This is a genomic window from Acetobacter oryzoeni, from assembly GCF_004014775.2.
GTDB lineage: Bacteria > Pseudomonadota > Alphaproteobacteria > Acetobacterales > Acetobacteraceae > Acetobacter > Acetobacter oryzoeni.
Genome location: NZ_CP042808.1, coordinates 1,752,825 through 1,775,793 on the forward strand (window position 1 = coordinate 1,752,825; position 22,969 = coordinate 1,775,793).

At 55.9% G+C, this 22,969-nt stretch carries 21 protein-coding genes; 5 read left to right on the forward strand and 16 right to left on the reverse strand.

Annotation, left to right across the window (positions count from 1 at the left end; genetic code table 11):
• Window positions 1–9: 9 nt before the first annotated feature.
• The 11 genes from trmD to ubiA form a co-directional block, all read right to left on the reverse strand.
• Window positions 10–762, reverse strand: coding sequence for a tRNA (guanosine(37)-N1)-methyltransferase TrmD (gene trmD, locus EOV40_RS08085; RefSeq protein WP_128105612.1), 753 nt, complete (start codon window positions 760–762; stop codon window positions 10–12).
• Window positions 759–1,301, reverse strand: coding sequence for a ribosome maturation factor RimM (rimM, locus tag EOV40_RS08090; protein WP_128105613.1), 543 nt, complete (start codon window positions 1,299–1,301; stop codon window positions 759–761). Before rimM ends, trmD begins: the two co-directional genes overlap by 4 nt.
• Before the next feature lie 14 nt (window positions 1,302–1,315).
• The gene (gene rpsP / locus EOV40_RS08095) at window positions 1,316–1,669 is read right to left on the reverse strand and encodes a 30S ribosomal protein S16 (RefSeq protein WP_042787560.1); all 354 of its coding nucleotides are present in this window, start codon (window positions 1,667–1,669) and stop codon (window positions 1,316–1,318) included.
• Between the two features lie 62 nt (window positions 1,670–1,731).
• Complete coding sequence (ffh, locus tag EOV40_RS08100) at window positions 1,732–3,135, reverse strand: signal recognition particle protein (RefSeq protein WP_128106226.1); 1,404 nt, start codon at window positions 3,133–3,135, stop codon at window positions 1,732–1,734.
• Between the two features lie 116 nt (window positions 3,136–3,251).
• Window positions 3,252–3,767 carry a Spy/CpxP family protein refolding chaperone gene (locus tag EOV40_RS08105; RefSeq protein ID WP_050820122.1) on the reverse strand — a complete coding sequence of 172 codons (516 nt, stop codon included), beginning with the start codon at window positions 3,765–3,767 and terminating at the stop codon, window positions 3,252–3,254.
• A gap of 103 nt (window positions 3,768–3,870) precedes the next feature.
• Window positions 3,871–4,638, reverse strand: a complete 768-nt coding sequence (locus tag EOV40_RS08110; RefSeq protein ID WP_128105614.1) for an ATP12 family chaperone protein — start codon at window positions 4,636–4,638, stop codon at window positions 3,871–3,873.
• A complete protein-coding gene (locus EOV40_RS08115; RefSeq protein ID WP_128105615.1) occupies window positions 4,635–6,794 on the reverse strand; it encodes an AsmA family protein in 2,160 nt (719 codons plus the stop codon). The genes EOV40_RS08110 and EOV40_RS08115 overlap by 4 nt, the downstream gene beginning before the upstream one ends.
• Before the next feature lie 32 nt (window positions 6,795–6,826).
• Complete coding sequence (locus tag EOV40_RS08120; protein ID WP_042787565.1) at window positions 6,827–7,813, reverse strand: RluA family pseudouridine synthase; 987 nt, start codon at window positions 7,811–7,813, stop codon at window positions 6,827–6,829.
• Between the two features lie 16 nt (window positions 7,814–7,829).
• Window positions 7,830–9,191: a replication-associated recombination protein A gene (locus tag EOV40_RS08125; RefSeq protein ID WP_128105616.1), complete on the reverse strand. Its 1,362-nt coding sequence runs from the start codon at window positions 9,189–9,191 to the stop codon at window positions 7,830–7,832.
• 104 nt (window positions 9,192–9,295) lie between these two features.
• Window positions 9,296–9,991 carry a LolA family protein gene (locus EOV40_RS08130; protein ID WP_003629618.1) on the reverse strand — a complete coding sequence of 232 codons (696 nt, stop codon included), beginning with the start codon at window positions 9,989–9,991 and terminating at the stop codon, window positions 9,296–9,298.
• Between the two features lie 6 nt (window positions 9,992–9,997).
• Window positions 9,998–10,915, reverse strand: a complete 918-nt coding sequence (gene ubiA / locus EOV40_RS08135) for a 4-hydroxybenzoate octaprenyltransferase (protein WP_128105617.1) — start codon at window positions 10,913–10,915, stop codon at window positions 9,998–10,000.
• 54 nt (window positions 10,916–10,969) lie between these two features.
• Here ubiA and EOV40_RS08140 point away from each other — a divergent pair, with 54 nt between their 5' ends.
• On the forward strand, window positions 10,970–11,797 hold the full coding sequence (locus EOV40_RS08140) for a 16S rRNA (uracil(1498)-N(3))-methyltransferase (RefSeq protein ID WP_128105618.1): 828 nt from the start codon (window positions 10,970–10,972) through the stop codon (window positions 11,795–11,797).
• Between the two features lie 68 nt (window positions 11,798–11,865).
• Window positions 11,866–13,275, forward strand: coding sequence for a glutamate--cysteine ligase (locus EOV40_RS08145; protein WP_003629613.1), 1,410 nt, complete (start codon window positions 11,866–11,868; stop codon window positions 13,273–13,275).
• Between the two features lie 36 nt (window positions 13,276–13,311).
• Here the strand turns inward: EOV40_RS08145 and EOV40_RS08150 are convergent, their stop codons facing one another.
• The 5 genes from EOV40_RS08150 to EOV40_RS08170 all read right to left on the reverse strand — a co-directional run bounded on the left by EOV40_RS08150 (window position 13,312) and on the right by EOV40_RS08170 (window position 19,064).
• A complete protein-coding gene (locus EOV40_RS08150; protein WP_128105619.1) occupies window positions 13,312–14,703 on the reverse strand; it encodes an MFS transporter in 1,392 nt (463 codons plus the stop codon).
• 279 nt (window positions 14,704–14,982) lie between these two features.
• Window positions 14,983–16,401, reverse strand: coding sequence for a ribosome biogenesis GTPase Der (gene der, locus EOV40_RS08155; protein ID WP_035362253.1), 1,419 nt, complete (start codon window positions 16,399–16,401; stop codon window positions 14,983–14,985).
• 13 nt (window positions 16,402–16,414) lie between these two features.
• Window positions 16,415–17,812 (reverse strand): PQQ-binding-like beta-propeller repeat protein, encoded by a 1,398-nt coding sequence (locus EOV40_RS08160; protein WP_128105620.1) that lies wholly within the window; start codon window positions 17,810–17,812, stop codon window positions 16,415–16,417.
• A gap of 4 nt (window positions 17,813–17,816) precedes the next feature.
• Entirely contained in the window at window positions 17,817–18,512 is a 696-nt protein-coding gene (locus EOV40_RS08165) for a tetratricopeptide repeat protein (protein ID WP_128105621.1), read from the reverse strand.
• A gap of 156 nt (window positions 18,513–18,668) precedes the next feature.
• Window positions 18,669–19,064: a hypothetical protein gene (locus tag EOV40_RS08170; RefSeq protein ID WP_128105622.1), complete on the reverse strand. Its 396-nt coding sequence runs from the start codon at window positions 19,062–19,064 to the stop codon at window positions 18,669–18,671.
• Between the two features lie 148 nt (window positions 19,065–19,212).
• On the opposite strand from EOV40_RS08170, the gene EOV40_RS08175 reads away from it, so the two are divergent.
• The 3 genes from EOV40_RS08175 to asnB are packed head-to-tail and all read left to right on the forward strand — an operon-like array spanning window position 19,213 to window position 22,937.
• Window positions 19,213–20,118 (forward strand): glycosyltransferase family 9 protein, encoded by a 906-nt coding sequence (locus tag EOV40_RS08175; protein WP_167506862.1) that lies wholly within the window; start codon window positions 19,213–19,215, stop codon window positions 20,116–20,118.
• A complete protein-coding gene (locus EOV40_RS08180) occupies window positions 20,115–21,176 on the forward strand; it encodes a glycosyltransferase (protein ID WP_128105624.1) in 1,062 nt (353 codons plus the stop codon). The genes EOV40_RS08175 and EOV40_RS08180 overlap by 4 nt, the downstream gene beginning before the upstream one ends.
• Complete coding sequence (gene asnB, locus EOV40_RS08185; protein WP_128105625.1) at window positions 21,177–22,937, forward strand: asparagine synthase (glutamine-hydrolyzing); 1,761 nt, start codon at window positions 21,177–21,179, stop codon at window positions 22,935–22,937.
• Window positions 22,938–22,969 lie beyond the last annotated feature (32 nt).

A 22,969-nucleotide genomic window follows, 5' to 3' on the forward strand; every position in this document is an offset into this window, starting at 1 on the left:
TATCCTTCCTCAAACCCCAAAATGGTCTGTCTGTGCGGCCCCGCCCACAGCTTCAGCCATGTTTCTTTCCTTGCGAGCCAGCCAGGCAGACCACAGATCCGGCCTTCTTTCCCGCGTTATTTCTTCTGCCTGCTTCTGCCTCCAGGCCGCGATGGCGGCATGATTGCCCGAAAGCAGGATTTCCGGCACAGCGCGCCCTTCCCACTCGGCAGGACGGGTATAGTGCGGATATTCAAGCAGCCCTTCGGAAAAACTTTCCTCTACGCCACTTTCCTCACACCCCATCACGCCGGGTAGCAGACGCACACACGCATCCAGCAACACCAGTCCGGCAGTTTCCCCACCCGAGAGAATGTAATCTCCGATGGATACCTGCTCAACGTCATGTGCTTGCAGCACACGTTCGTCCACACCTTCAAACCGACCACACAGCAACAACACCCCAGAACCAGCCGCATAACGCCGCACATCCTGCTGCGTTAATGGCCGCCCACGCGGTGTAAGATACACACGCGGCACATTTGCTGGCGCCTGAGAGGCAGCAAAGGCGGCATCCACCACATCTGGGCGGATAACCATGCCTGCACCACCACCAAATGGTGTATCATCTACTGCACGATGCCGGCCCAGACCATGCTGCCGCAGATCTTCCGTCCGACATGTCCACAAGCCTTTTTCCAGTGCTCGCCCTGCAAGGGAAAGCCCCAGTGGGCCCGGAAACATTTCAGGAAACAGCGTGAGCACAGTGGCCTGCCAGTTCATAGCTGCACCTCTGTTTTCTGCCGTTTACCAACGCCGCGTCCTTCTTCGCCCGAAACTTCTTCGGGCCGCACCACCGTGATTGTCCGTTGTTTCAGATGCACCTCAGGCACACAGGCCTGAGTAAACGGAACAAGGGAACCATCACTCAGTTCCAGACTGGCGCCAGCTCCATAATCATGCACCATCACAACACGACCAAGAGAAAGACCGTTTTCGAAAGCTTCCATGCCAATTAAATCAGCATGGTAGAATTCTTCTTCCTCAGGTTCCGGCAAAGCTGCACGCGGCACATACAGGCGGGTATTCACCAACGCCTGCGCGGCATCACGATCAGCCAGCGGAGTGCCATTGGCATCCCGCAATTCGGCTACGCTACCCGCCCCACGCCAACTGAGGAACCATTTACGGCCCTGATCGTCCTGCAATGCCCCACACTGCTCCAGCGTTTGCGGGTTTTCCGCATAAGCGCGCACACGCACAAGGCCGCGCACACCATGCGGTTTACCAACAACGCCCATCAGAATGAGGTTTGAGCACATGATGGTTTCAGGCTTTAGGCAGCAGCGGCTTCGGCAGCTTTAGCGGCTTCAGCAGCGCGTTCCTGTGCCTTCTTCTTCGGAGCAGACTTTTTAGGCTGTTCACGATAAGCGGGCTTAGGAGCCAGACCTGCGTTACCAAGGAAGCGAGCCACGCGATCTGTCGGCTGAGCGCCTTCAGACAGCCAATGCTTGATGCGTTCTTCTGTCAGACGCACGCGTTCAGCGTGATCAGACGGCAGCATTGGGTTGTAAGCGCCAACCTTTTCAATGAAACGGCCATCACGCGGGCTGCGGCTATCTGCCACAACGATGTGGTAGTACGGACGCTTCTTGGCACCTGCGCGGGCAAGACGAATTTTAAGACTCATTCGGAGTTACTCCAGACCCAAAAATAAAAAACCCGAAAAACTGCTTCTAGAAATAGACCGCCTTAGCGGAAAGGATTGCCACCAGGTCCACCCGGCGGCCCTCCCCCTCCCATTCCTTTCGGCATGAGCGCAGACATTCCCTGGCGCATGAGACCTTTCAAGCCCAGTTTGTTGAAGCGCTTCATCATGGAGGACATCATATCAAACTGCTTGAGCAGCTTGTTAACATCCTGAACTGTAGATCCAGACCCGGCAGCAATACGCTTTTTGCGCGATGCCTTGATAATGGCAGGGTTTTTACGCTCTGCCTTGGTCATGGAAGAAATAATGGCAAGGTGCTTTTTCAGGATCGAGGTATCAAGATCCTTATCCCCCAAAGCTTCCTTAACTTTACCCATACCCGGAAGCATGCCCAGAATACCGGAAATGGAGCCCAACTTGTTGATCTGGCGGATCTGGGATGCGTAGTCATCCAGATCGAACTTGCCCGCCATCATCTTCTGGGCGAGGCGTTCACCTTCTTCCTGATCAAGCGTATCGGCGGCTTTTTCAACAAGCCCGGCAATATCACCCAAGCCAAGAATACGACCGGCCACACGTTCTGGATAAAATTCATCCAGCCCGTCCAGCTTTTCACCCGTACCAATCAGCTTGATGGGAGCACCGGTAATGGCACGCATGGAAAGCGCTGCACCACCGCGGGAATCACCGTCCATCCGGGTCATGACAACACCGGTCACACCAACAGCCTCATTAAAGGCCTTGGCAGTATTTACGGCATCCTGCCCGGTCATGGCATCTACAACCAGCAGGGTTTCTGCCGGGTGTGTGACATCACGAATCTGCCGCACCTCGTCCATCAACGCTTCGTCTATGGAAAGACGACCGGCGGTATCGAGGATAACGACATCATAACCTTCGCGCCGCCCTGTATCGAGGGCACGCTTGGCAATTTCTACAGGTGTCTGCCCAGCCACAATCGGCAGGGATGTAACGCCAACCTGCTCTGCCAACTGCGCAAGCTGCAACTGAGCTGCAGGGCGCTGCGTATCCAGAGCAGCGAGCAGAACCTTTTTACGTTCACGCGTTTTAAGGCGCAGAGCCAATTTACCAGAAGTGGTGGTTTTACCAGACCCCTGCAAACCAACCATCAGAACGGGAACAGGTGGGGTGGAATTTAGATTGAGGGGAACAGCACCGGCACCGCCAAGGGCATCAATAAGAGCATCATTGACGATTTTAGCGACAGCCTGACCGGGAGAAATGCTTTCCAGCACTTCATGCCCAACGGCTCGTTCCTTAACTTTATTAACGAAGTCTTTAACAACAGGCAGCGCAACGTCAGCATCCAGCATGGCCAGACGGACTTCCCGCATTGCCTCCAGAACATCGGCTTCAGACAGCGCCCCCTGTTTAGCGAGGCCATCAAAAACGCCGGAAAGCTTGCCTGAAAGAGCTTCGAACAAAAGTATCACACCCCATAACAAGACGCGCCACTGCGCGAACACTCGCGGAGTGGCGGGCCTGATTTGTTGCAGGGGTTACGGGATACCCCTGCGAGAGTCAAGAACCTTCTGGCGGTTTACTTGCCAGATTTATCTGCATCGGCTGCCGGAGCAGGATGTTCAACAGCATGAAGCTGATCCAGCAGATCATGAATCTTAACCTGACGTGCATGAATCTGGGCCAACTGATCAGCCGTCAGCACATCATGGATGCGGGAAGCCGTTTCCAGATGCTGGGATTCACGCTGGGCGCGCAGGGTTGCCATTTCCTGCTGCAGTGTTGCAACCTTGTCTTTATCCACCGGGCCGGGGGATGTCAGCGCGTCTTCAATCTGGCGGTGAATTTTGTCGAAATCACCACGGAGATCCTGCGTCTGATCCTGACGGTGAGCTTCCTGCAGAATGGTCTGAATCTGCTTGCGCTGCTTTTTGGTAAGATCAATGCCGTCCAGAGCATTCAGCCCTGCACCCGGAATACCGGGGCCAAAACCGTTTCCATTAAATCCATTACCGGGTTCTGCATGTGCGCTAACGCCTGCAACAGAAACACCTGCAGCCACAATTGCTGCCAGAAGGGTCTTTTTGATTTTCATAATGTCTATGCTCCTTAAAGCTTGAACTGCTTCATACTTGGGGAAGATTCCAAACTTGCCAAGAGTAACGCCGCATATAAATGCTTGGGGATGCGGGTTGACATCAAACCGCAGGCGTGCGCGCCAATTGCAGAAAACGGGCTGCATCGGCCACTTCCCGCTGAATACCGGCAATACGGTCCGTTATTTCCGTATCCTCACCCCACACAGCCATTTGCATACGTTCATCCAGCGTTGCGCTGGCCACCAGTTCATCTACAGAACCAGCGCCATTTACCAGCGCCAAACCCAGCACAAGGCTCCCTAATGCTGGCACGGAAACAGCAAGCACAGCCAATTCCGCCGCATTCAGCTTTTCCATGGCATCATAGAGCTTTTGCAAAGACTCTTCGGGCTGCACAATTGGCATCACGCCAGATGATGTGTGCAGAGTAACCCCATACTGCTTCCGCAGCCATTCCAGCCACGGGTCCCATTCCTTGCGCTGGGCCTGCGCCAGCTTGCCTTCCCCCGGCTCCCGGTAACACAACAGATCACTGCCCGCATAAGCCAGAAGGCTGCGCAAAACCCCTTCCCGCTCTGCAGGAATACGCTCGATCATAGAGCCCGCAATACCTGTAAGGGGCAGATCTGCAGGTGAAAAAAGACCATCTGCATTTTGCCCGGCGGCCTGCCATTCTGCCGCCAGCGCATCTGCCAATGCGCGAGACGTGACACATAGCGGGGTCTTGCGTGGCAGACGGATGCTGCGCCCATCAAGCTGCACAACAAAGCCCTGCCCTTCCGGCACAACGTCTGCCTGTTTCCAGAACCGTTTGCGGCCAACCGGCGCATTGCCAGAAACATTATGTTCGGTAGATGCCATTTTCATTGGAATAGCCCCAAGCCACGCAACATGTTCATGACCTTTCCTTCCTTGCCCGCTTTTTTCTGCGGTGCATCTGGCCCAGCCACACCCTCACGCGCAGCAGAAAGCATGGAGGGGCAGTTATCTCCCTCCCCGTCATTTCCGCCAATGCTTATGCCATACCGGCCTTCGTAAGCCGGATCCATACGCGGTTTGGGATCTGACAATGTACCTGTAACCGCAACATCGGAAGAAGCCGAAGCCCCACCCAGCAACACGCGCGGAGACAGGTGCATATCCAGCGCCTGAGAGCCCAGCCCCACCGTGCCGTGCCCATGCAGCACCAGAAACGGCGTTTCCAGCCCCAGCATATCAATATTGGCATTGCCCTGCGCAAACTGCATATGGCTGCCAAAGCACCTTACGGGCATTTTGCCTTTAACCGGCACCTGTGGGCCCAGAAGCGTGCGAATAGCGGCACCACTTATGCTACCATCCACAACCGAAACCCCAAGGTGCCCGTCCAGATTATTGCGCCGATCTTCCGGCGTTTCCCCTTGCGTGGAAACTGCGCCCACAAGCTGCACAGTGCCGGAAAGCGAGGAAGAAAGGCCAAGCCAGCGCTCAACAACAGGCAGGAGTAAAAACACAGGGTGCGCCGCCAATTCAATTTGGGGCAAAGCACCGGCCACGTCATACACCAAACGGCCAGCTTGCTGGAAACCATTGCCTTCAGCCTGCACGGGCTCAAGTGTCAGTCTGCTATTTTGCAGCGTGGCATGTGCGCTGACATGCGCCCATGTTACGCCCTGCCAGTTTACGCTCTGCGCTTGCACATCCATGGCGCCCCGTGCGCCACGCAGCACATCTGATACGGCATGGTGCCGCACCACAGATGCCGTATCAGCAACATCTATGTGCCCATCTACTTTAAGATCATTGGCGGCTGGCAGATCACCCCCCGGCACCACGTGCGCGAGCTGGCCATGCACATCCAGCGCAGAAGCACCAGCACTTAGAGTGCCTGTACCGTGTATGCTGGATTCACCCTGCGTGAGCGTTAAATCCACCGGCACAATCTGCTGTGCAACGTGTTCGGGCGCAGCAGCCAACTGCTGCATTGTTCCCACCGTGCCACGCAGGCTCAACACCTGCACACCCACCTGACCATCAATCTGAGCCGTTACCGGATCTGTGGGGCCTGCCGTATCTATTACCACCCGAGTTAATGCGGCCTGTGGCAACCATGCGCCTACATCCACATTTTCAGCACGCACGTGCAGGCTTTGGGGTGCAGGCTGCGCGCCCTGCCCGCCAACAGCCATATCTACAGAAACATTCCGACCTTCTGGCAGATTTGCATGTGGGAAAAAGACATTCAGATCACGCAGCTGCGCAACAGAACCACCAATCTGCAACGCATAGACTTTTTGGCCCTGCGGATCTGTAATGGACCCATCTATATGCGCCAGCCCGGCAGGATGGCCATTCACAGTCAGGGAGATTCTCAGCTGCATTGGCAACTGGGCAGACATTGGCAACAAAGGCCCTGTTTGCCCTGTAAGCGCTAACTGCCCAGCTCCTTTACGCAGTTTTACATCAAAATCAGGCGCGTTCCCCGAAAGCCCTTTCACCTTGCCTTCGGCAATCTGAAAAGCGCCAGAACGATGATGCACCGCATCATCCCAAGCGACCTGCGCCTGTGTGAGCAAAAGATCTGAAACCGTCAGATTCCAGTGCATCTTGCCAGAACTGGAAGACGAAGAGCCCCCGATGCCGCTTTGGCGTTCCTGAGGTGTGAAATGCCAATCTGCCCGCCCATCTGCCAAACGGCGCAACCGCACCTGTGGGCTGATGAGGCTGACATCTTCAAACGCAATGCGATGAGAAAACAGCGGCAACAATGCCAACCGGGCACGCACCTGTCCGATATCCAGCATGTTCACGCCATCTTCCGCCACGCTGGACAATTTTACGTTCTTTGCTTCCACCCACGGAAAAGGCAGAATCCACACATGCAACTGGCCAATGGTCAGGCGGCGGCCGGTGCTGCTTTCCACAGCATCGGCCAGCCGTGTTTTTAGCCAGTCTGCATCCTGCGTGGCAGATATAATTGTGCCACCGCCCAGCGCCAGAACAGCGGCCCCCGCCAGCAGGCCGATTTTCCATTTCAGACGCATGTGCGTTTCTCCTGTTTCAACTTGAACCGTCCTTATCCTTGGCCACCACGGCGTGAAGGTGGCGGTGTGGTGCCCGGCACAAACCCAAGAGTTCGGAAGGTTTCACGCATATGAGGCGGTAATTCGGCACTTACAGTTAAGCGCCCACCTGCCGGATGTGGCATATCCAGCATCCGGGCATGCAGATGCAGCCTGTCTGTAAAGCCAGAAGGATGGGCTGCTGCTCCACCGTATTTCGGATCTCCCAAAATAGGTGTGCCTAAAGATTCGCAATGCACACGGAGCTGATGCGTGCGACCAGTAAGCGGTGAAAGTTCCAGCCAAGAAAACTTGCGTGCAGCCGAATCCAGCACTTCGTAAACAGACCGTGCAGATTGTGCATCGGCATCCTTACGGTCAGCCGCCACGGTGATGGAACCGGGGCCAGCACCCAAACGGGCCAATGGCTGATCTATCTCACCCGAAAGCGGATCAGGCCGCCCAACCACAACAGCCCAGTAGATCTTTTTTACGTCCCGACCACGGAAAGATGCCGCCAGCTTGGCCGCTACGCCGGGAGTGCGCGCCAGCAGCAGAAGGCCGGAGGTATCTTTATCAATCCGGTGCACCAGCCGTGGGCGCGGATCATCTTCTTCCCGCAGGCCATCCAGCATCATGTCAATATGTTTGGTAATGCCGGGGCCACCCTGCACGGCAAGCCCTGCGGGCTTGTTAAGGACAATAACGTGCTTGTCCTGATACACCACCATCTTGCGGATTTCGCGCGCCAGTTTTTCATCCAGCGGGCGGGGCACATCGCGCGCAGGCTTGGCGGCCATGGGAATGGGGGGCACGCGCACCGTTTGCCCCGGTTCTAACCGGGTGGAGGCTTCTACCCTTTTGCCCTCAACACGAATCTGGCCCGTGCGGCACAGTTTTTGAAGCGCCCCCTGCGTAAGATGCGGGTAATGGCGGCGAAAATAGCGATCCAGACGAATACCGGCTTCGTCTTCGCTTACGGTACGATTGACAACACTCATGCGCCGATATTCACGACTAACGCCGATCCCGCAAGCGGGACCACGTTTCTAGCCTGTGACGAACCTCCCGTTCATAGCCCCTACCCGTTGGATTATAGAAGTTCTGGCGCTTCATGCCGTCGGGAAAATAGTTTTGGCCAGAAAAGCCTTCTTCCGCATCGTGGTCATACTGATAGCCCTTACCGTAGCCGATATCCTGCATCAGTTTGGTGGGAGCATTTAGAATATGTGCCGGGGGCATCAGGCTGCCTGTAGCCTTGGCTGCACGGCGGACCGCGCCATAGGCTTTATAAACCGCGTTGGATTTGGGTGCAGTAGCCAGGTGCACCACAAGCTGCGCCAAGGCCAGTTCCCCCTCCGGCGAACCCAAACGCTCATACGTTTCCCACGCAGCCACGGCCAATGGCAGGGCGTGTGGGTCTGCCATGCCCACGTCTTCCGCGGCAAAGCGTGTCATACGGCGGGCCAGATAACGCGGGTCTTCCCCGCCTTCCAGCATACGGGCAAACCAGTAGAGGGCTGCATCCGGGTCTGATCCGCGCATGGATTTATGCAGAGCGGAAATCAGATTGTAATGCTCTTCCCTATCTCGATCATACAAAATGGCGCGTTTTGCCAACAGGCGGGAAAGGGCCTGCGCATCCAGCGGTTTTTCTGTTTTCAGGCTTAAAAGCTGCTCCACCATGTTGAGCAGGTAACGGCCATCACCATCTGCCATGGCGCGGAGGGTTACACGCCCATCTTCCGTAAGCGGCAAGGGCCTGCCTGTTTCTTCTTCCGCCCGCACCAGCAGGGCTTCACAAGCTGGGTCATCCAGCCGGTTAAGCACCATAACCTGACAGCGTGACAGCAAAGCGGAATTGAGCGCAAAGGATGGATTCTCGGTTGTGGCACCAACCAGCACAACGGTGCCATCTTCTACCACCGGCAAAAAGCCATCCTGCTGCGCGCGGTTAAAGCGGTGGATTTCATCTACAAACAGCAGCGTACCGCCACCCACTTCTGCCTGCCTGCGTGCGTTCTCGAAGGCTTTTTTTAGATCCGCCACGCCAGAAAACACAGCCGAAAGCTGCACAAACTTTAACCCAGCAGCCTGTGCCAGAAGGCGGGCAATAGTGGTTTTGCCAACACCCGGCCCACCCCACAGAATCAAACTGGCAAGTGAGCCTCGTTCCAGCATACGTGTGAGCGCACCCTCTGGCCCCAGCAGATGCGCCTGCCCTACCACATCCTCCAACCGTTGCGGGCGCAGACGGTCCGCCAATGGTTGCGTGGGCGCTGGCTTTTTGCGTGCGTCCGCATTTCTTCCCTGCGATGGCTCGGGAGGAAGCCCAAAAAGATCATCACCCATTACCGGGGGTTCACGCTCTGCGGCCATAGCCTGCGTGCCTCACTTCAATCTGTCTCAATCTGTGTGAATATATCGGCCTGCACGGCAGCTTTTTCCAGAAGAAGCACGGAAAAAGCTGCTTTCAACACAGTTTAGTTGTCCTCGGCAGGCAGAACAAAAGTGCTTGCCGGAATGTCTGCACCCGCATGCACATCAAACAAGGTTACGCGGGTTTCGCGCCCTTGCGCGTCCAGCACACTCCATGACCGCAGAGCAACTGGCGTTTCATAAAAAACCAGTGTCAGGCTGCCATCACCGGGGGAGGATGTGCGCACAAGCGTAACCTGCACCAGCCCGTTATCATGCTGAAAGCCCGTTACCGTGACATCATCTGTCAGGCTGACATGAGGGCGCAGCAGAAGGCCCAGAGGTGTGCGCTCAATGGGAATAACCGTGGTTTGGTCCAACTGGTTATCTCGGAACACAACCTTACCCCCGTTGGCTACCAGCAGCAGCGGTGAAGGCGGATCATACGCCAAGCGCATCTGGCCGGGGCGCTTCATCCACACGGTGCCGGTTGTGCGTTTTCCTTCTGCATCAAGCTGTTGAATGCGGGCCTGAAAGGTTTTGGACTGGTTGAGCGCCTGCTCAATCCGCTTCAGCCATGCTTTATCGGATGCAGAAAGCGCCACAGCAGCCGGAGCGGAAGAAGATGCTACGGGAATAGCCGTTTCACCGGTATCGTCCTGTGCATAAGCCTGGCTGCCAGCCAGAACCAACCCCATAGCCGCTGGCAGAACAGCCCGGAAAATGGATTTCATAAACGTGGTTTCTTTCATCTGAAGCATGCAGGCTTATACAGCTATCAACCCGGCAACCAGCGCCAACGCTACGGCCAGACCAATTTCTCGATTAGCCCTAAACTGGGCCAGACACAAAGCGGGGCTTGTGGGGTCTACCTTACGGGCCTGTTGCCACAACAATATGGCAGGCAACACCAAAGCCACCCAAAAAAGTGGGCCAGCCCCCGCCAAAACAGCAGCCACAGCCAGCAAAACAAGCATCAGCCCGTAACAGGTGCCAATAAACCCATGCGCCCGGCCGACCATAAGGCGAGATGTGGATTTCACACCAATGCGGGCATCGTCTTCCATATCCTGAAAGCCATAAATGGTATCAAACCCCAGTTGCCACACAATGGTTGCCGCATACAAAGCTGCCTGCGCCCAAGATAAATGCCCGGCCGCAGCCGCGTATCCCATGGGTGCGCCAAAGCCGAAGGTAAACCCCATGACAAGCTGAGGCCACCACGTAAACCGCTTGGCCAATGGGTAAAGCGCCACCAGCAGCAGGGATGACACACCCAAAATCCATGAAAGGCTGTTCAACTGCACCAGCACAGCCAAGCCTGCCAGCAAAAGCAGCACCAAAAAGAGTGTGGCCTGCTTCATGCTCAACGCGCCAGATGCCAATGGCCGCCCAGCCGTGCGCGCCACCTGCCGGTCTATATCCCTGTCCCACATATCGTTCACAACGCAGCCCGCAGCCCGCATCACAAGGCTGCCAATGCCAAACAGCACAACCAGCCGAATGCGTTCGGAAGTGGCAACACCCTGAGGCAGCAGAATACCCCACATGCCCGGCAACCATAAAAGCCACGTGCCTATTGGCCTATCCAACCGCGCAAGCAAAGCATAAGCCTGCAACGCCGGAGGCAGATGGGCAATCCACCCTGTAATGCGGATATCTGTATGGCTGGAAGAAACTGACACGGCTGTTCACGTATCCTGTTCAGAAAGGCATATGGTGTTAAGGGCTGGTGTTCTATGCCACAAAGCGGAAACCACTTACACCTTTCAGCTCAGACAGACCCGGTAACCATGGTTGTAACAGATGCCACCGCGCACCTTCCGCGCCTTTATAATGCCCCAGAAATACTGGGAGATGCCCACACGGGCCTAACGCTGCAAATTGCGCCAGATCAGGCCCGCTATCTGGGCACAGTATTGCGCAAAAAAGCCGGAGACCACGTGCGCATCTTCAATGCAAACAGTGGGGAATGGCTGGCACGCATTACGGAAATCCGGAAGGACAAAGGCTTTTTTGAGCTGGAGCGCCAACTTCGCGCTCCCACGCAGCAGCCTGCCTTGGTTCTGGCTTTTGCCTTGCTCAAACGCGATGCCACAGATTTGGTCTTGCGTATGGGCACGGAGCTGGGTGTTACGCATTTTGTGCCTCTTATCACCGAACGCACCAATACACATCGCATCAACCCCGACCGCCTGCATGCCATTGCCACCGAAGCCACAGAACAATGTGAGCGCTTTGATGTGCCACACGTAGAGTCTCCGCAATCGTTCACAGATTTTCTGGCAAGCTGGCCGCAGGAGCACCGGCTGTTTGCCGCCATAGAACGCGGAGAGGACCGGGCTATTCATACCCCTTCCCTGCTGCCCGAGGCCCATGCAGGGGATGGTTTTTTGGTTGGCCCTGAAGGGGGCCTAAGTGATAGGGAATGCCAGATGATGCTAAAATATTCTTGCATCACGCCAATATCCCTAGGCCCATTGGTGTTGCGGGCTGATACGGCCGTGGCTGCCGGGCTGGCACTTATAGGCTGCGGCTTGCGTTCGGCTGCTGTTTTGTCACAATAACGCTTCATATCTCCGCTTTGCTGGCGCAGAGTGCGATTTCTCTGTTTTTCAAGGATCTGTGATACCCCATGTCCAACCCCGGCGCATCAGATGAAACCCCTGCCCGCACCGTTGCACAGCTGGCCGAAGTGCTTGCGCAGGGATGCAAGCCGCGTGACGCATGGCGGATTGGCACGGAACACGAAAAATTCGGCTTTCTGCGCCCAGAAGCCGTAAAGGAAGGGCAGAAAGCCTATTCTGCCCCACCTTATGCCCCCAATGGCATTGAAGCCCTGCTTAAGGGCCTGCAGAAGTTTGAGCCGGATGATTGGACATCTGTGCTCGACAATAACAACATCATCGGCCTGAAAGGGCGGGGAGATGCCGCTGGTGCTGCTATCTCCCTTGAGCCTGCCGGGCAGTTTGAGCTTTCTGGCGCGCCCTTGCGCACCCTGCACGAAACAGCAGAAGAACTGACAGCCCATTTTGATGCCGTGCGCCCCATTGCGCGTGAACTGGGGCTAGGCTTTGCGCCCTTGGGCTTTCACCCCACTGCCACACGGGCAGAACTGCCGTGGATGCCCAAATCCCGCTACGCCATTATGCGCGAATACATGCCCAAAGTTGGCTCAATGGGTTTGGACATGATGCAGCGCACCTGCACCGTGCAGGTGAATCTGGATTTTGGGTCTGAGCAGGACATGGTGCGCAAAATGCGTGTTTCCATGGCGCTGCAACCGGTAGCCACGGCCCTGTTTGCCAATTCTCCTTTTGTAGAAGGCAAGCCCAACAACATTCTTTCCAACCGCGCACAGGTCTGGACAGATACGGACAACGCCCGCTCCGGCATGCCAGCATGCGTGTTTGAAGATGACTTCAGCTTTGAACGCTATGTGGAATGGGTGCTGGATGTGCCCATGTATTTCATTATGCGTGATGGCAAAATGCGCAACGTGGCTGGCCGCTCCTTCCGCGCATGGATGAATGGTGAACGGCAGGACGGGCTGGAAGATGTAACCCCCACCATTGGGGATTTTGAAGACCACATTACAACAGCCTTCCCCGATGTGCGGCTCAAGCAGTTCCTGGAAATGCGTGGCGCTGATGCGGGATCACCAGAAATGATGCTGGCTCTTTCCACTTTGTGGACGGGTGTTTTGTATGATGATGCGGCGCTGGAATCTGCTTGGGAACTCGTAAAATCTCACCCTTGGGAAGACTACGTAAAGCTGCGCGAGATTGTGCCACTTATGGGGCTGGATACGCCTTGGGGTGAAGGCACAGTGCGTGATCTGGCTGCACAGATGATTGCCATTGCCATGGACGGCCTACAGGGCCGGGATATGACGGATGAAAGCGGACAGACCGAATGGGTCTATCTTGCGCCCCTTACCTCTTTGGTAGCTGGTGCGCCCACACAGGCTGAACGTTGGCTGGAACGTTATTATGGCGCGTGGATGGGGGATGTCAGCCGTATCTTCCTTGAAGCTGAAGTCTGAACAGCCAGACATAATGCGACCAATAAAAAAGCAGCCTCAGGCTGCTTTTTTTGTATTCAGAAACAAACGGCTGGCACTTAGCATGGCGGCAAACAGCGCCACACATCCGGCCATAAGCAAGCACTTTTGTGTGGCCCCTTGTGCAAACCATGTAAAAAAGGCCGCAACCCCCATAGCCCCCAAGGTCTGCCCCGCTTGGCGTGCAACCTGCACCATACCACTGGCACCACCAGCCCGTGTATGAGGCGCGGCCACCATCATGGCTCGGTTATTGGGAGGCTGAAAAAACCCAAACCCCCAACCTGCCACGCCGGTGCGCCATGCAATATCCCACACAGAAGGATGAGCCGGCAAAAGCCACAGCAAAAAGAAACCCAGTGCCGTTGTGCTCAGACCAATGGAAGACAACACGCCCGCAGAAACCTTATCTGCTACGCGCCGGATCAGTGGCGCTGCGCACATAATGCCCAACGGCCAAGGCTTAATGAGCAAACCCGTGGCGGCTGAGCTGAGGCCAAGAGTGTTGTGCAACGTAAACGGCATGGAAACGATGTAGAAGTTAGAGGCCACAAAGCCACAGAACCCGGTGATAAAGGCCACTGCGAATTCTGGATTTTTCAGCAAATCAACAGGCAAAATGGGTTGTGAAACTTCTGCCTCACGCCGCACCAGCAGCACTCCGGCTGCAAGCCCTGCCAGCAGTAATGCACAGGAAATGGCTGTATTTTGGGAATGTGCCAGCCCATCTCCCCCCATTACGGAGGCCCCAAAAGCCAGCATGCACAATATGCTGCCTGTAATATCCAACGCGCCAGAAGTGCGTGGTACTTTAGGCAGCGCATAAAAGGCCATGCCCAAGGCCAAAGCCCCAAATGGCAGGTTAATCCAGAACAGCCACGGCCAAGACCCTATGGTAAGAATGGCAGCAGCAGCCGTAGGCCCCAAGGCCACACCAAGCGCCACCACAACACCATTAAGAGCAATACCGCGCCCAATTTCTGCATGAGGGTAAATAAACCGCACTAGCGCGATATTCACACTCATAATGCATGCACCACCAATACCCTGCAACACACGCGCACCCGCCAAAATAGGCAAGCTGGTGGCCGTGGCACAGAATAGAGATGACACCATAAAAATGATGATCCCTACCTGACAAAGCCTGGCAAACCCCACCCGACTACCCAACGCAGCCAGCGGCAGAAGGGAAACCAGACTGGCCATCTGATAGGCATTTACAACCCAGATGGACGAAGATGAGGAAGCGTTTAAATCCCGCGCAATATCGGGCAGTGCAACGTTTGCAATGGCGTAGTCCAGCAATGCCAGAAAAACAGAAAGCGCCACAGCCAGCATGGCCATATTGCGGGCTGCTCCATGAAGCCCATCTGCAACCGGTGCTGACTGAGAATTGGGGATTTGTGTCATGGAGCAAAGCTTTCTTTTGCCTGCAAGGAGTGACCTACCTGCCTTTTCTGGAAATCCAGAACGCACGCGGGCGTGGTGCTCCCACCTCATGTTGTGCAGCTAATATATTGAGTGACAGCCCTGCACGCCGCCTCGGACACCTGAGACAAACAATTTAAGCACCGCCAGACGGTGTGCTCCGTGCCCTCATATTCTCTCGTTAGAACACCATTGTAATGGCTTACTGCCAAATGCAACGAATGGTGTTCTGACAAAAAGAAAGTGTCTGCGCCTATTCAATCAGGAATCTGCGTAAGGGTTTTTGGTGCCGCGCGTTTGCAAGCGAATAGGCACACCCGGCAGATCAAACGTTTCACGCAGGCCGTTTACAAGGTAGCGCTTGTAATCATCCGGCAGTTGTTCAGCCCGCGTGCCGAATATAACAAACGTTGGCGGACGAGATTTCACCTGCGTGATATACCGCAGTTTCAACCTGCGCCCCTGCACCAATGGTGGCTGATGGCGTTCCAGCATTTCCTCAAACCAGCGGTTGAGGGCACCTGTGGGCACGCGTGCGTTCCAGACTGTCCATGCATCACGCACCGCTGGCAGCAGTTTGTGAATGGAAGCACCGGTAAGTGCAGAAAAAGTAACAACTGGTACGCCACGCATCTGGGCCAGAGAAATGCTCAAACGGTCCAGAATAGCATTACGTGTGGCTGTGCGATCCTGCACGGCATCCCATTTATTCAGGGCCAATACGCAGGCACGGCCTTCACGCTCAATCAGGCGAGCAATTTGCAAATCCTGCTCATGCACGCCCAATGTCGCATCCAGCACCAGCACGGCCACCTCTGCCATTTTCAGCGCCTCGATAGCAGCTGAAACGGACATTTTTTCCAGAGATTCATCAATGCGCGCTTTTTTGCGCAAACCAGCCGTATCTACAATTTCAAACGTATCATCGCCATCTTTCAACGTAACGGCAATGGAATCTCGCGTAAGCCCTGCTTCCGGCCCGGTAATCATACGCTCTTCACCCAAAAGGGCGTTCATGAGCGTAGATTTACCTGCATTGGGGCGGCCCACAATAGCCACACGCAATGGGCCAGTCGGGCGCGGAGGTTCTTCCCCTTCTTCCACAGCAAAATCATCTGCTGCTTCAATTTCAGGTTCTGCCTCATGCTCCGGCTCTGCGGGCAGCCTATCGGCAATTTCCCACATCAGGTCCGTCACACCTTCACCGTGTTCGGCAGAAAGCGCCAAAGGTTCGCCCAAGCCCAGAGCATAGGCCTCCATTGCGGAAGCTGCGCCAAGCCGGCCTTCGGATTTATTGGCAATCAGCAATACAGGGCGGTTCTGACGCCGGATCCACTGTGCAAAATGCTCATCTGCTGGCGTAATACCTGCGCGCGCATCTACGCAAAACAGCACCAAGTCTGCTTCACGCACAGCACTCTCAGAAGAAAAGCGCATCCGCCCGAACAGGCTTTCGGGGGCTGCTTCTTCCAGCCCGGCGGTATCAATCAACCGCACGTAGCGCCCACGAATAAGGGCCACACCTTCCTTGCGGTCTCGGGTCACGCCGGGGGTATCCGCCACAAGGGCCTGCCTGCGCCCTACAAGGCGGTTAAACAGTGTGGATTTACCAACGTTTGGCCGACCTGCAATAACAACAACAGGCATATCCCCCGTAGGAAGCGGCGGAGGTGGGCGCATGGATTTGCGGCGATCAGCCATAAGAGCAAAGGTTCCCGTCGTTTGTCACGATCAGCATCTGGTTATCTACGATAATTGGCGGCACGAAAGAAACGGTATCCATGCTGTCTACTGATATAATTGCACCTGTTGCCGGGTTAATCCGCACCATGCCATTTTCTGGCAGAGAACTCAGACAAACCAGTTCGCCGCCCACCAGCATGGGGCCAAACCAGGTTACGATATCTTTGTGCACATCCACACGCCGAAAGCGGCGCAGCTGTGTAATCCACCGCACATGGCCAGAAAGGCGGTCAATACATGCGATCTGCTGATCTAGCGAGACCACAAAAAGCCAATCCCCCACGCATAGCAGGCTGTTCTGGCTAGCAACTGAGCGTTCCCACACACGGCGACCTGTGCGGATATCAATGGCAGCCAATACCTGTGCCATGCTTACGGCATACACAATGCTATCAACAATAACAGGCAACCCACGCACACAGGACAGATCCAGCGTGCTGGCCTGACTGTTGACGTTACCCATCATGTCACTCCAGACAACCTCACCACTTTCCACTCGGAAAGCAACAAGATCGCCCCCACCAAACCCGGCCACCACAATGCCGTTATCTACAGCGGGAGCAGGCTGGCCAAACACGGTGGTTTCCACAGATGTGGCTGTATATGTCCACAACTGGCGGCCTGTGGCGGAATCCAGCGCGAAAAACCGCTCATCAATCGTGCCAAAGAAAACACGCCCACCAGCAACTGTTGGGGCAGAACGCCCCGGTGCGCCGTTGGTGGTTTTCCACTTCACCTTGCCGGTTGCCGCATCCACCGCCATGGTTTGGGAAATGCCGTCTACAATGTAAACAACGCCGCCATCTACGGCCAAACCGCCGCCCATATTGGCAGAATAAGATTTTCTGGGGCGCGGATTATACGTCCAGATATGGCGCATGCCGGGCCAAGAAAAAGCGCGCACAACACCTTGGGCATCCATAACAAACAGGCGGCCATCCTGCACAACAGGTGGTGCAGGAATAAGCCCGCGGCCCAAAGTGCCAAGTGCCGCCCATGCCATGAAATCTGGCTGGGAAATACCGGCCCCGATATCCTTGCTCCACCTTTTATGTAGCCCACCCCAAGCATAATTGCTGCCGGTATGGGCCGAAACACGCCCACAAATAGGCCATTCCGAAACGCTAATGGTAGGAGGGATTGTAATGGGCGTATGATCGTCCGGGTCAACCATCAACCCAGATCCGGAAGACAGAATATCCGTGCGGTGCCCGGCCAGAATGGGCTTTCTGTCACTCTCAAACATGGTGCACCCGGCCAGCGCAGGAGCCAGAGCGGCGCCTCCTAGCAGGGCACGGCGTGAAAGTCCGGAACGTCTGGTTGCGCTGGATTTCTTGTTGCTGCTCATTCTATTAGCCTGCTGTCGGATCAAGGGCCTGCATCATATCCTGCGCCCGGTTGCGTACGCCCTGAGGAACATCCTGCGCAGCCTGTAGCGCTGCAAATTTCTGCCGGGCTTCTGCCACATGCCCTTCGCGCACATCCAGAACAGCCAAGGCTTCCATGGCCAGACCATTCCACGGCTTGCCTATGCCTGTAAGCAGCGCAAGGCGAGAACGTAGTGTAGCAGGTTCTCCGGTATCCAACTGTTTTTGGCACCACAGCAAGGTTGCCAGATCACGCAGTGCGGAATCTGCGTTCGGGTCTTTCTGCACGGCATCCCACGCAGCCAGTGCACCTTTTACATCACCCCGCGCTGCCTGCACGCCCCCTTCCTGCAAACGGGCCAGAACAGCCACGCCTTTTGCATCGGAAGACGCCAATTTCTGCAACGAGGCCAAACCCGCCTGCGCGGTAGTAGTAAGATCTACCGTGCCTGATGAAGGAGTTGAGGGCAGATGGTCTGTCTGCCGTAAGGCCGTAAGGTACGTTCCTGTAGCTTCCAACGCCTGAGATTTCTGGCTGGAAACATGCCAAGACCACGCACCAATGCCCGCAAGCACGGCCACAATCAGCCCAATACCCGCACCGGCATAGCGCTTTGCGGCCATACGCAGGCGCTCGGCCTGCATTTCCTCATCAACTTCCTTGAAAAGATCCTCTGCCACGGTCTGGCCTGTTCCTGTCTGCTGGCGTTCTGCCTGACGGCTTTGTGTTACCGTCTATCTGCCTCAGCCGGGGGTATCATACAAGTCATGCAGGCAATCAGCCTGATGGCGGCTCTTTTACTGTTGTACCAGAAAACAGCCGCCCTGCCGAAAATTTTAGTGCTCTGCCTTCTGTAATTTGGCCCCTCCGGCCTTAAGGGCCGTGGTCAATTTGGTGAAATTACCGGCAATACGCTTTTGCACGGTGCTGCTGCCTTCATGAATATGGGCAATTTTTTCACGCGCTTCGTTACTGATAGCCGTTTCTTCCTTAACGGCTGCCTTGGCCACACAGCTGTTATAGGTGCGTGCTGCTTTTTCATAGACACTGACCTTATCAACACTGGCGTTATATTTATCAACTGAAGACACTTCTACAGACGGCGCTACAGGTTCTGCGCCGCATGCGCTTGCTGTCCACATCTTGTCTGCGGCCTGTGCAGGCATGGTAACACTGCAGCACAACTGGGCGGCTGTAAGCCCGGCGATAAGATAAAAACCTTTCCTAATCATTCCTGTATCCCCGATTCAGAGCAGAGATGTTTTTCTGCCCAATTTATAACTTTACCATCAGCAAACGCTTCTTGCACAGGCAGCGCAAATGTCCACACCTGCGCGCACTGGGTTGGAAAAAAAACCGGAAGACAGTATAGGCGCGATAATGCGCATTCTTTTCATCACGGCCACACGTCTGGGCGATGCCGTGCTTTCTACGGGCCTGCTGGCATATCTGCACCAACGCTGGCCAGATGCGCGGTTCACCATAGCATGCGGGCCTGTTGCCGCCGGGCTATTTAGCGCCTTTCCCAGACTCGAGCGCACCATTGTGATGGAAAAGCGCCCCTATGATCTGCACTGGCTTGATCTGTGGAAAGCCTGCGTGCCTTTCAAATGGGATATCACGGTAGATCTGCGCGGCTCAGCCGTTACATTTCTTCTACGTTCGGGCCGCCGGTTTATTATGCGCGGCGGGCGGCGGGCGGGCGCACGCATTACGCATTTGGGAAACGTTCTGAACCTTTCTCCACCTCCGCTCCCGACTGTTTGGGTCAGCCCGGCTGATCGCGCAAAAGCACAGCAGATTATTCCTGACACCGCACCCATTATAGCCTTAGGCCCTACCGCCAACTGGACAGGCAAAATCTGGCCAACAGAACGGTACCTGCCCCTATGGCAACGCCTGTGTGCGGCATACCCTCAGATTCGGCCCGCCATATTCTATGGTCCGGGAGAGCAGGAAGCCGCACTCGCCCGCCCTGTTCTGCAAGCTCTGCCCCACGCCATAGATGCGGGAGGCCATTTTTCCCTTACGGAAGTAGCCGCCATGCTGGCCCGCTGCCGCCTGTATATCGGCAATGATTCGGGGCTGATGCATCTGGCCGCTGCCGCAGGCACGCCCACTTTGGGGCTTTTTGGGCCATCTCGTGCATCGGAATACGCGCCTTCTGGCAAAAATGCGCGGTGGATTGCTGCCCCCGGCCCAGAGGGTGAAGCCCCCATAGCTGGGCTGGATGTTGCGAATGTTGCCACAGCAGCGCTCTCCCTTCTCAAGGAAACCGGCATATGATGGATGGCACCACCAACGGGCAGAACACACAGCCTTTGAAAGTTGCACACATTATGGCCGGAGCCCCCACAGGTGGGGCTGAGCTGTTTTTTGAACGCCTGTGTATTGCACAAGCTGCTGCAGGACTTTCTGTTCTGCCAGTTATCCGCACCAACCCGGAGCGTGCCCAACGTTTACGTGCAGGCAACCTTGCACCCGTTGAACTGCCTTTTGGCAACATGCTGGATATACGCACCCGCGTGGGCCTTCGTTCTGCTCTTAAAGAATTCTCTCCCCGCGTTGCCGTTGCATGGATGAACCGTGCCGCACGCTTTGCCCCCCAAGGCAACTGGGTACTGGCTGGGCGGTTGGGGGGATTTTATGATCTTTCCTATTATCGCCGCTGCTCTCATCTCATTGGCAATACGCATGGCTTGGTGCGCTGGATGCGCGAGCAAGGCTGGCCTGCCAATGCCGTGCATTACCTCCCCAACTTCGCCACGGATCTGGCGGCCACACCACCCGTATGGCCAGAGTTTTTGCCACATGGCGCCCCTTTTCTGCTGGCATTGGGGCGGCTGCATAAGAACAAGGCCTTTGATGTTCTTATCCGTGCCATGAAGCATGTGCCACACATCCCGCTTGTTATTGCCGGAGAAGGGCCCGAACGCGCAGCGCTGGAAGCACTTGCGCGGCAGGAAGGTGTGGCAGAGCGTGTATTCATGCCCGGATGGGCCAACCACCCCGGAGGCTTGCTCCGCGCCTGCTCTGCCATGATCTGCCCTTCTCGGCACGAGCCATTGGGCAATGTGGTGATTGAAGGGTTTTCGGCCTGCAAACCGGTGATTGCAGCCGCTTCTCAAGGGCCAAGTGAACTTATCCGAAATGGTGAAAACGGCCTGCTGGCTCCGGTAGAAGATGCCAATGCTCTGGCCGCGCAAATCTGCACTGCACTGGAAACACCAGACCTGGCAACCCGTATGGCGCAGGCAGGCCGCAGGGATTATGAAACAACCTATGCTGTCACACCCGTTCTGGATGCGTGGCATAAGTTCTTGTCCACGGTGGAGGCCGGGTAAATGTGTGGCATTGGAGGGCTGATTTATACGCCCGGCACGCAGCCATGTTCCGAATCGGTTCTGGAACGTATGGCGCAGGCCTTGGGCCATCGTGGCCCCAATGGTGTGCATATTGCCCGGTTGGGGCGCGCCGATATGGTGCATACACGCCTTGCCATTATTGATCTGGAAAGTGGAGACCAACCCTTAACCAGCGGCGATGGCACGCTTGTTGCCAATGGTGAAATCTATAACGACCTGCAAATTCGCCGGCAGATCGGGCCAGAGCATTTCCAGACCGGAAGCGATTGCGAATCTCCCTTGCTTTTATGGGAGCGTAACGGCTGCACCTATACCCGCGGGCTGCGCGGCATGTATGCCATTGGGCTGTATGATAAAGCCCAGCAGGAACTCCTGCTCTCGCGCGATCCGTTTGGGATCAAACCGCTTTATTTTACCGAATTTTCGGGCGGCATTGCCTTTGCATCCGAGCCAGCACCTTTAATCGCCTCCGGCCTTGCCCCCCGCGCCATTGCACCTGCTGTGCGGGATGAATTGCTGCAACTTCAGTTCACCACAGGGTGGGAAACAATCTTTCCCGGTATTCAGCGCGTCATGCCGGGGGAAACCCTGCGCATCAACCAAGGGCGTATTCTGGATAGGCAGCGCCAATCCCCCATTCCCGCCCATGCTCCTTTTTTTACTTCTGAAGCTGACGCCCTAAACCACCTTGATGCAGCCCTGATGGACAGCGTGCATGCGCATGAACGTTCTGATGTACCCTTTGGGCTGTTTCTTTCTGGCGGCATAGATAGTGCCTGCCTGTTAACAGCCATGAACCGCCTACCCTGCACCACGCCCTTGCGCACATGGACAGCCGTTTTTGATGCCCCGGGGGCAGCGGATGAAGCCGAAGCCGCCAATGCCTTGGCCCAACATGCCCGCGCCGAGCATGAAACCATGCGCATTACGGCAGATATGGTGTGGCAACATCTGCCTGCCATTGTGGCCTGTATGGATGATCCGGTTGCAGATTACGCCATTATTCCCACATGGTTTTTGGCCCAGAAAGCAGCGCAAGATGTTACCGTCATTCTCTCCGGCGAAGGGGGAGATGAACTGTTTTGTGGCTATGGGCGTTATCGCTCGGCCAGCCGCCCGTGGTGGAAAGGCAAGCGGCGCATGTGGCGGCGCGGCATTTTTGATAACATGAATATTCTGCACCAGCACCCTGCCCATTGGCGGGATGGCATAGCCGCCGCAGAAATGGCCGCGGCAGATGCGACAACCCCTCTCTCCCGCTTGCAAGCTGTCGATATTGCAGAATGGTTGCCGAATGATCTGCTTATCAAGCTGGATCGGTGCCTGATGGCACATGGGTTAGAAGGCCGCACACCGTTGCTAGACCCAGTTGTGGCCCAAACGGCATGGCGCCTGCCCGATTCCATGCGCCTGCGTGATGGCAAGGGAAAATGGCTTTTGCGCAAATGGTTGCAGCAACACAATTCTGCCGCACGCCCCTTTGCCCCCAAGCAAGGCTTTACCGTGCCGATTGGCACATGGATCAGGCAGCAAGGTACTCATCTTGGTGAGTTGGTGGCACGGCAGGAATGTATTGCGGAAATTGCCCGGCCAGACCGTGTAAAAGCCCTGTTTCGCGCAGCAGATAACCGCAGAACGGGTGCTGCCGCATGGACACTTCTGTTTTACGCTCTGTGGCATCGAACACATATTTGCAATCTTCCGCCAGAAGGCGACGTGTTTTCTGCCCTAAGCCAGTAAGGTTTTTGAACAGTTTCTGTTCCTGGCCCCAA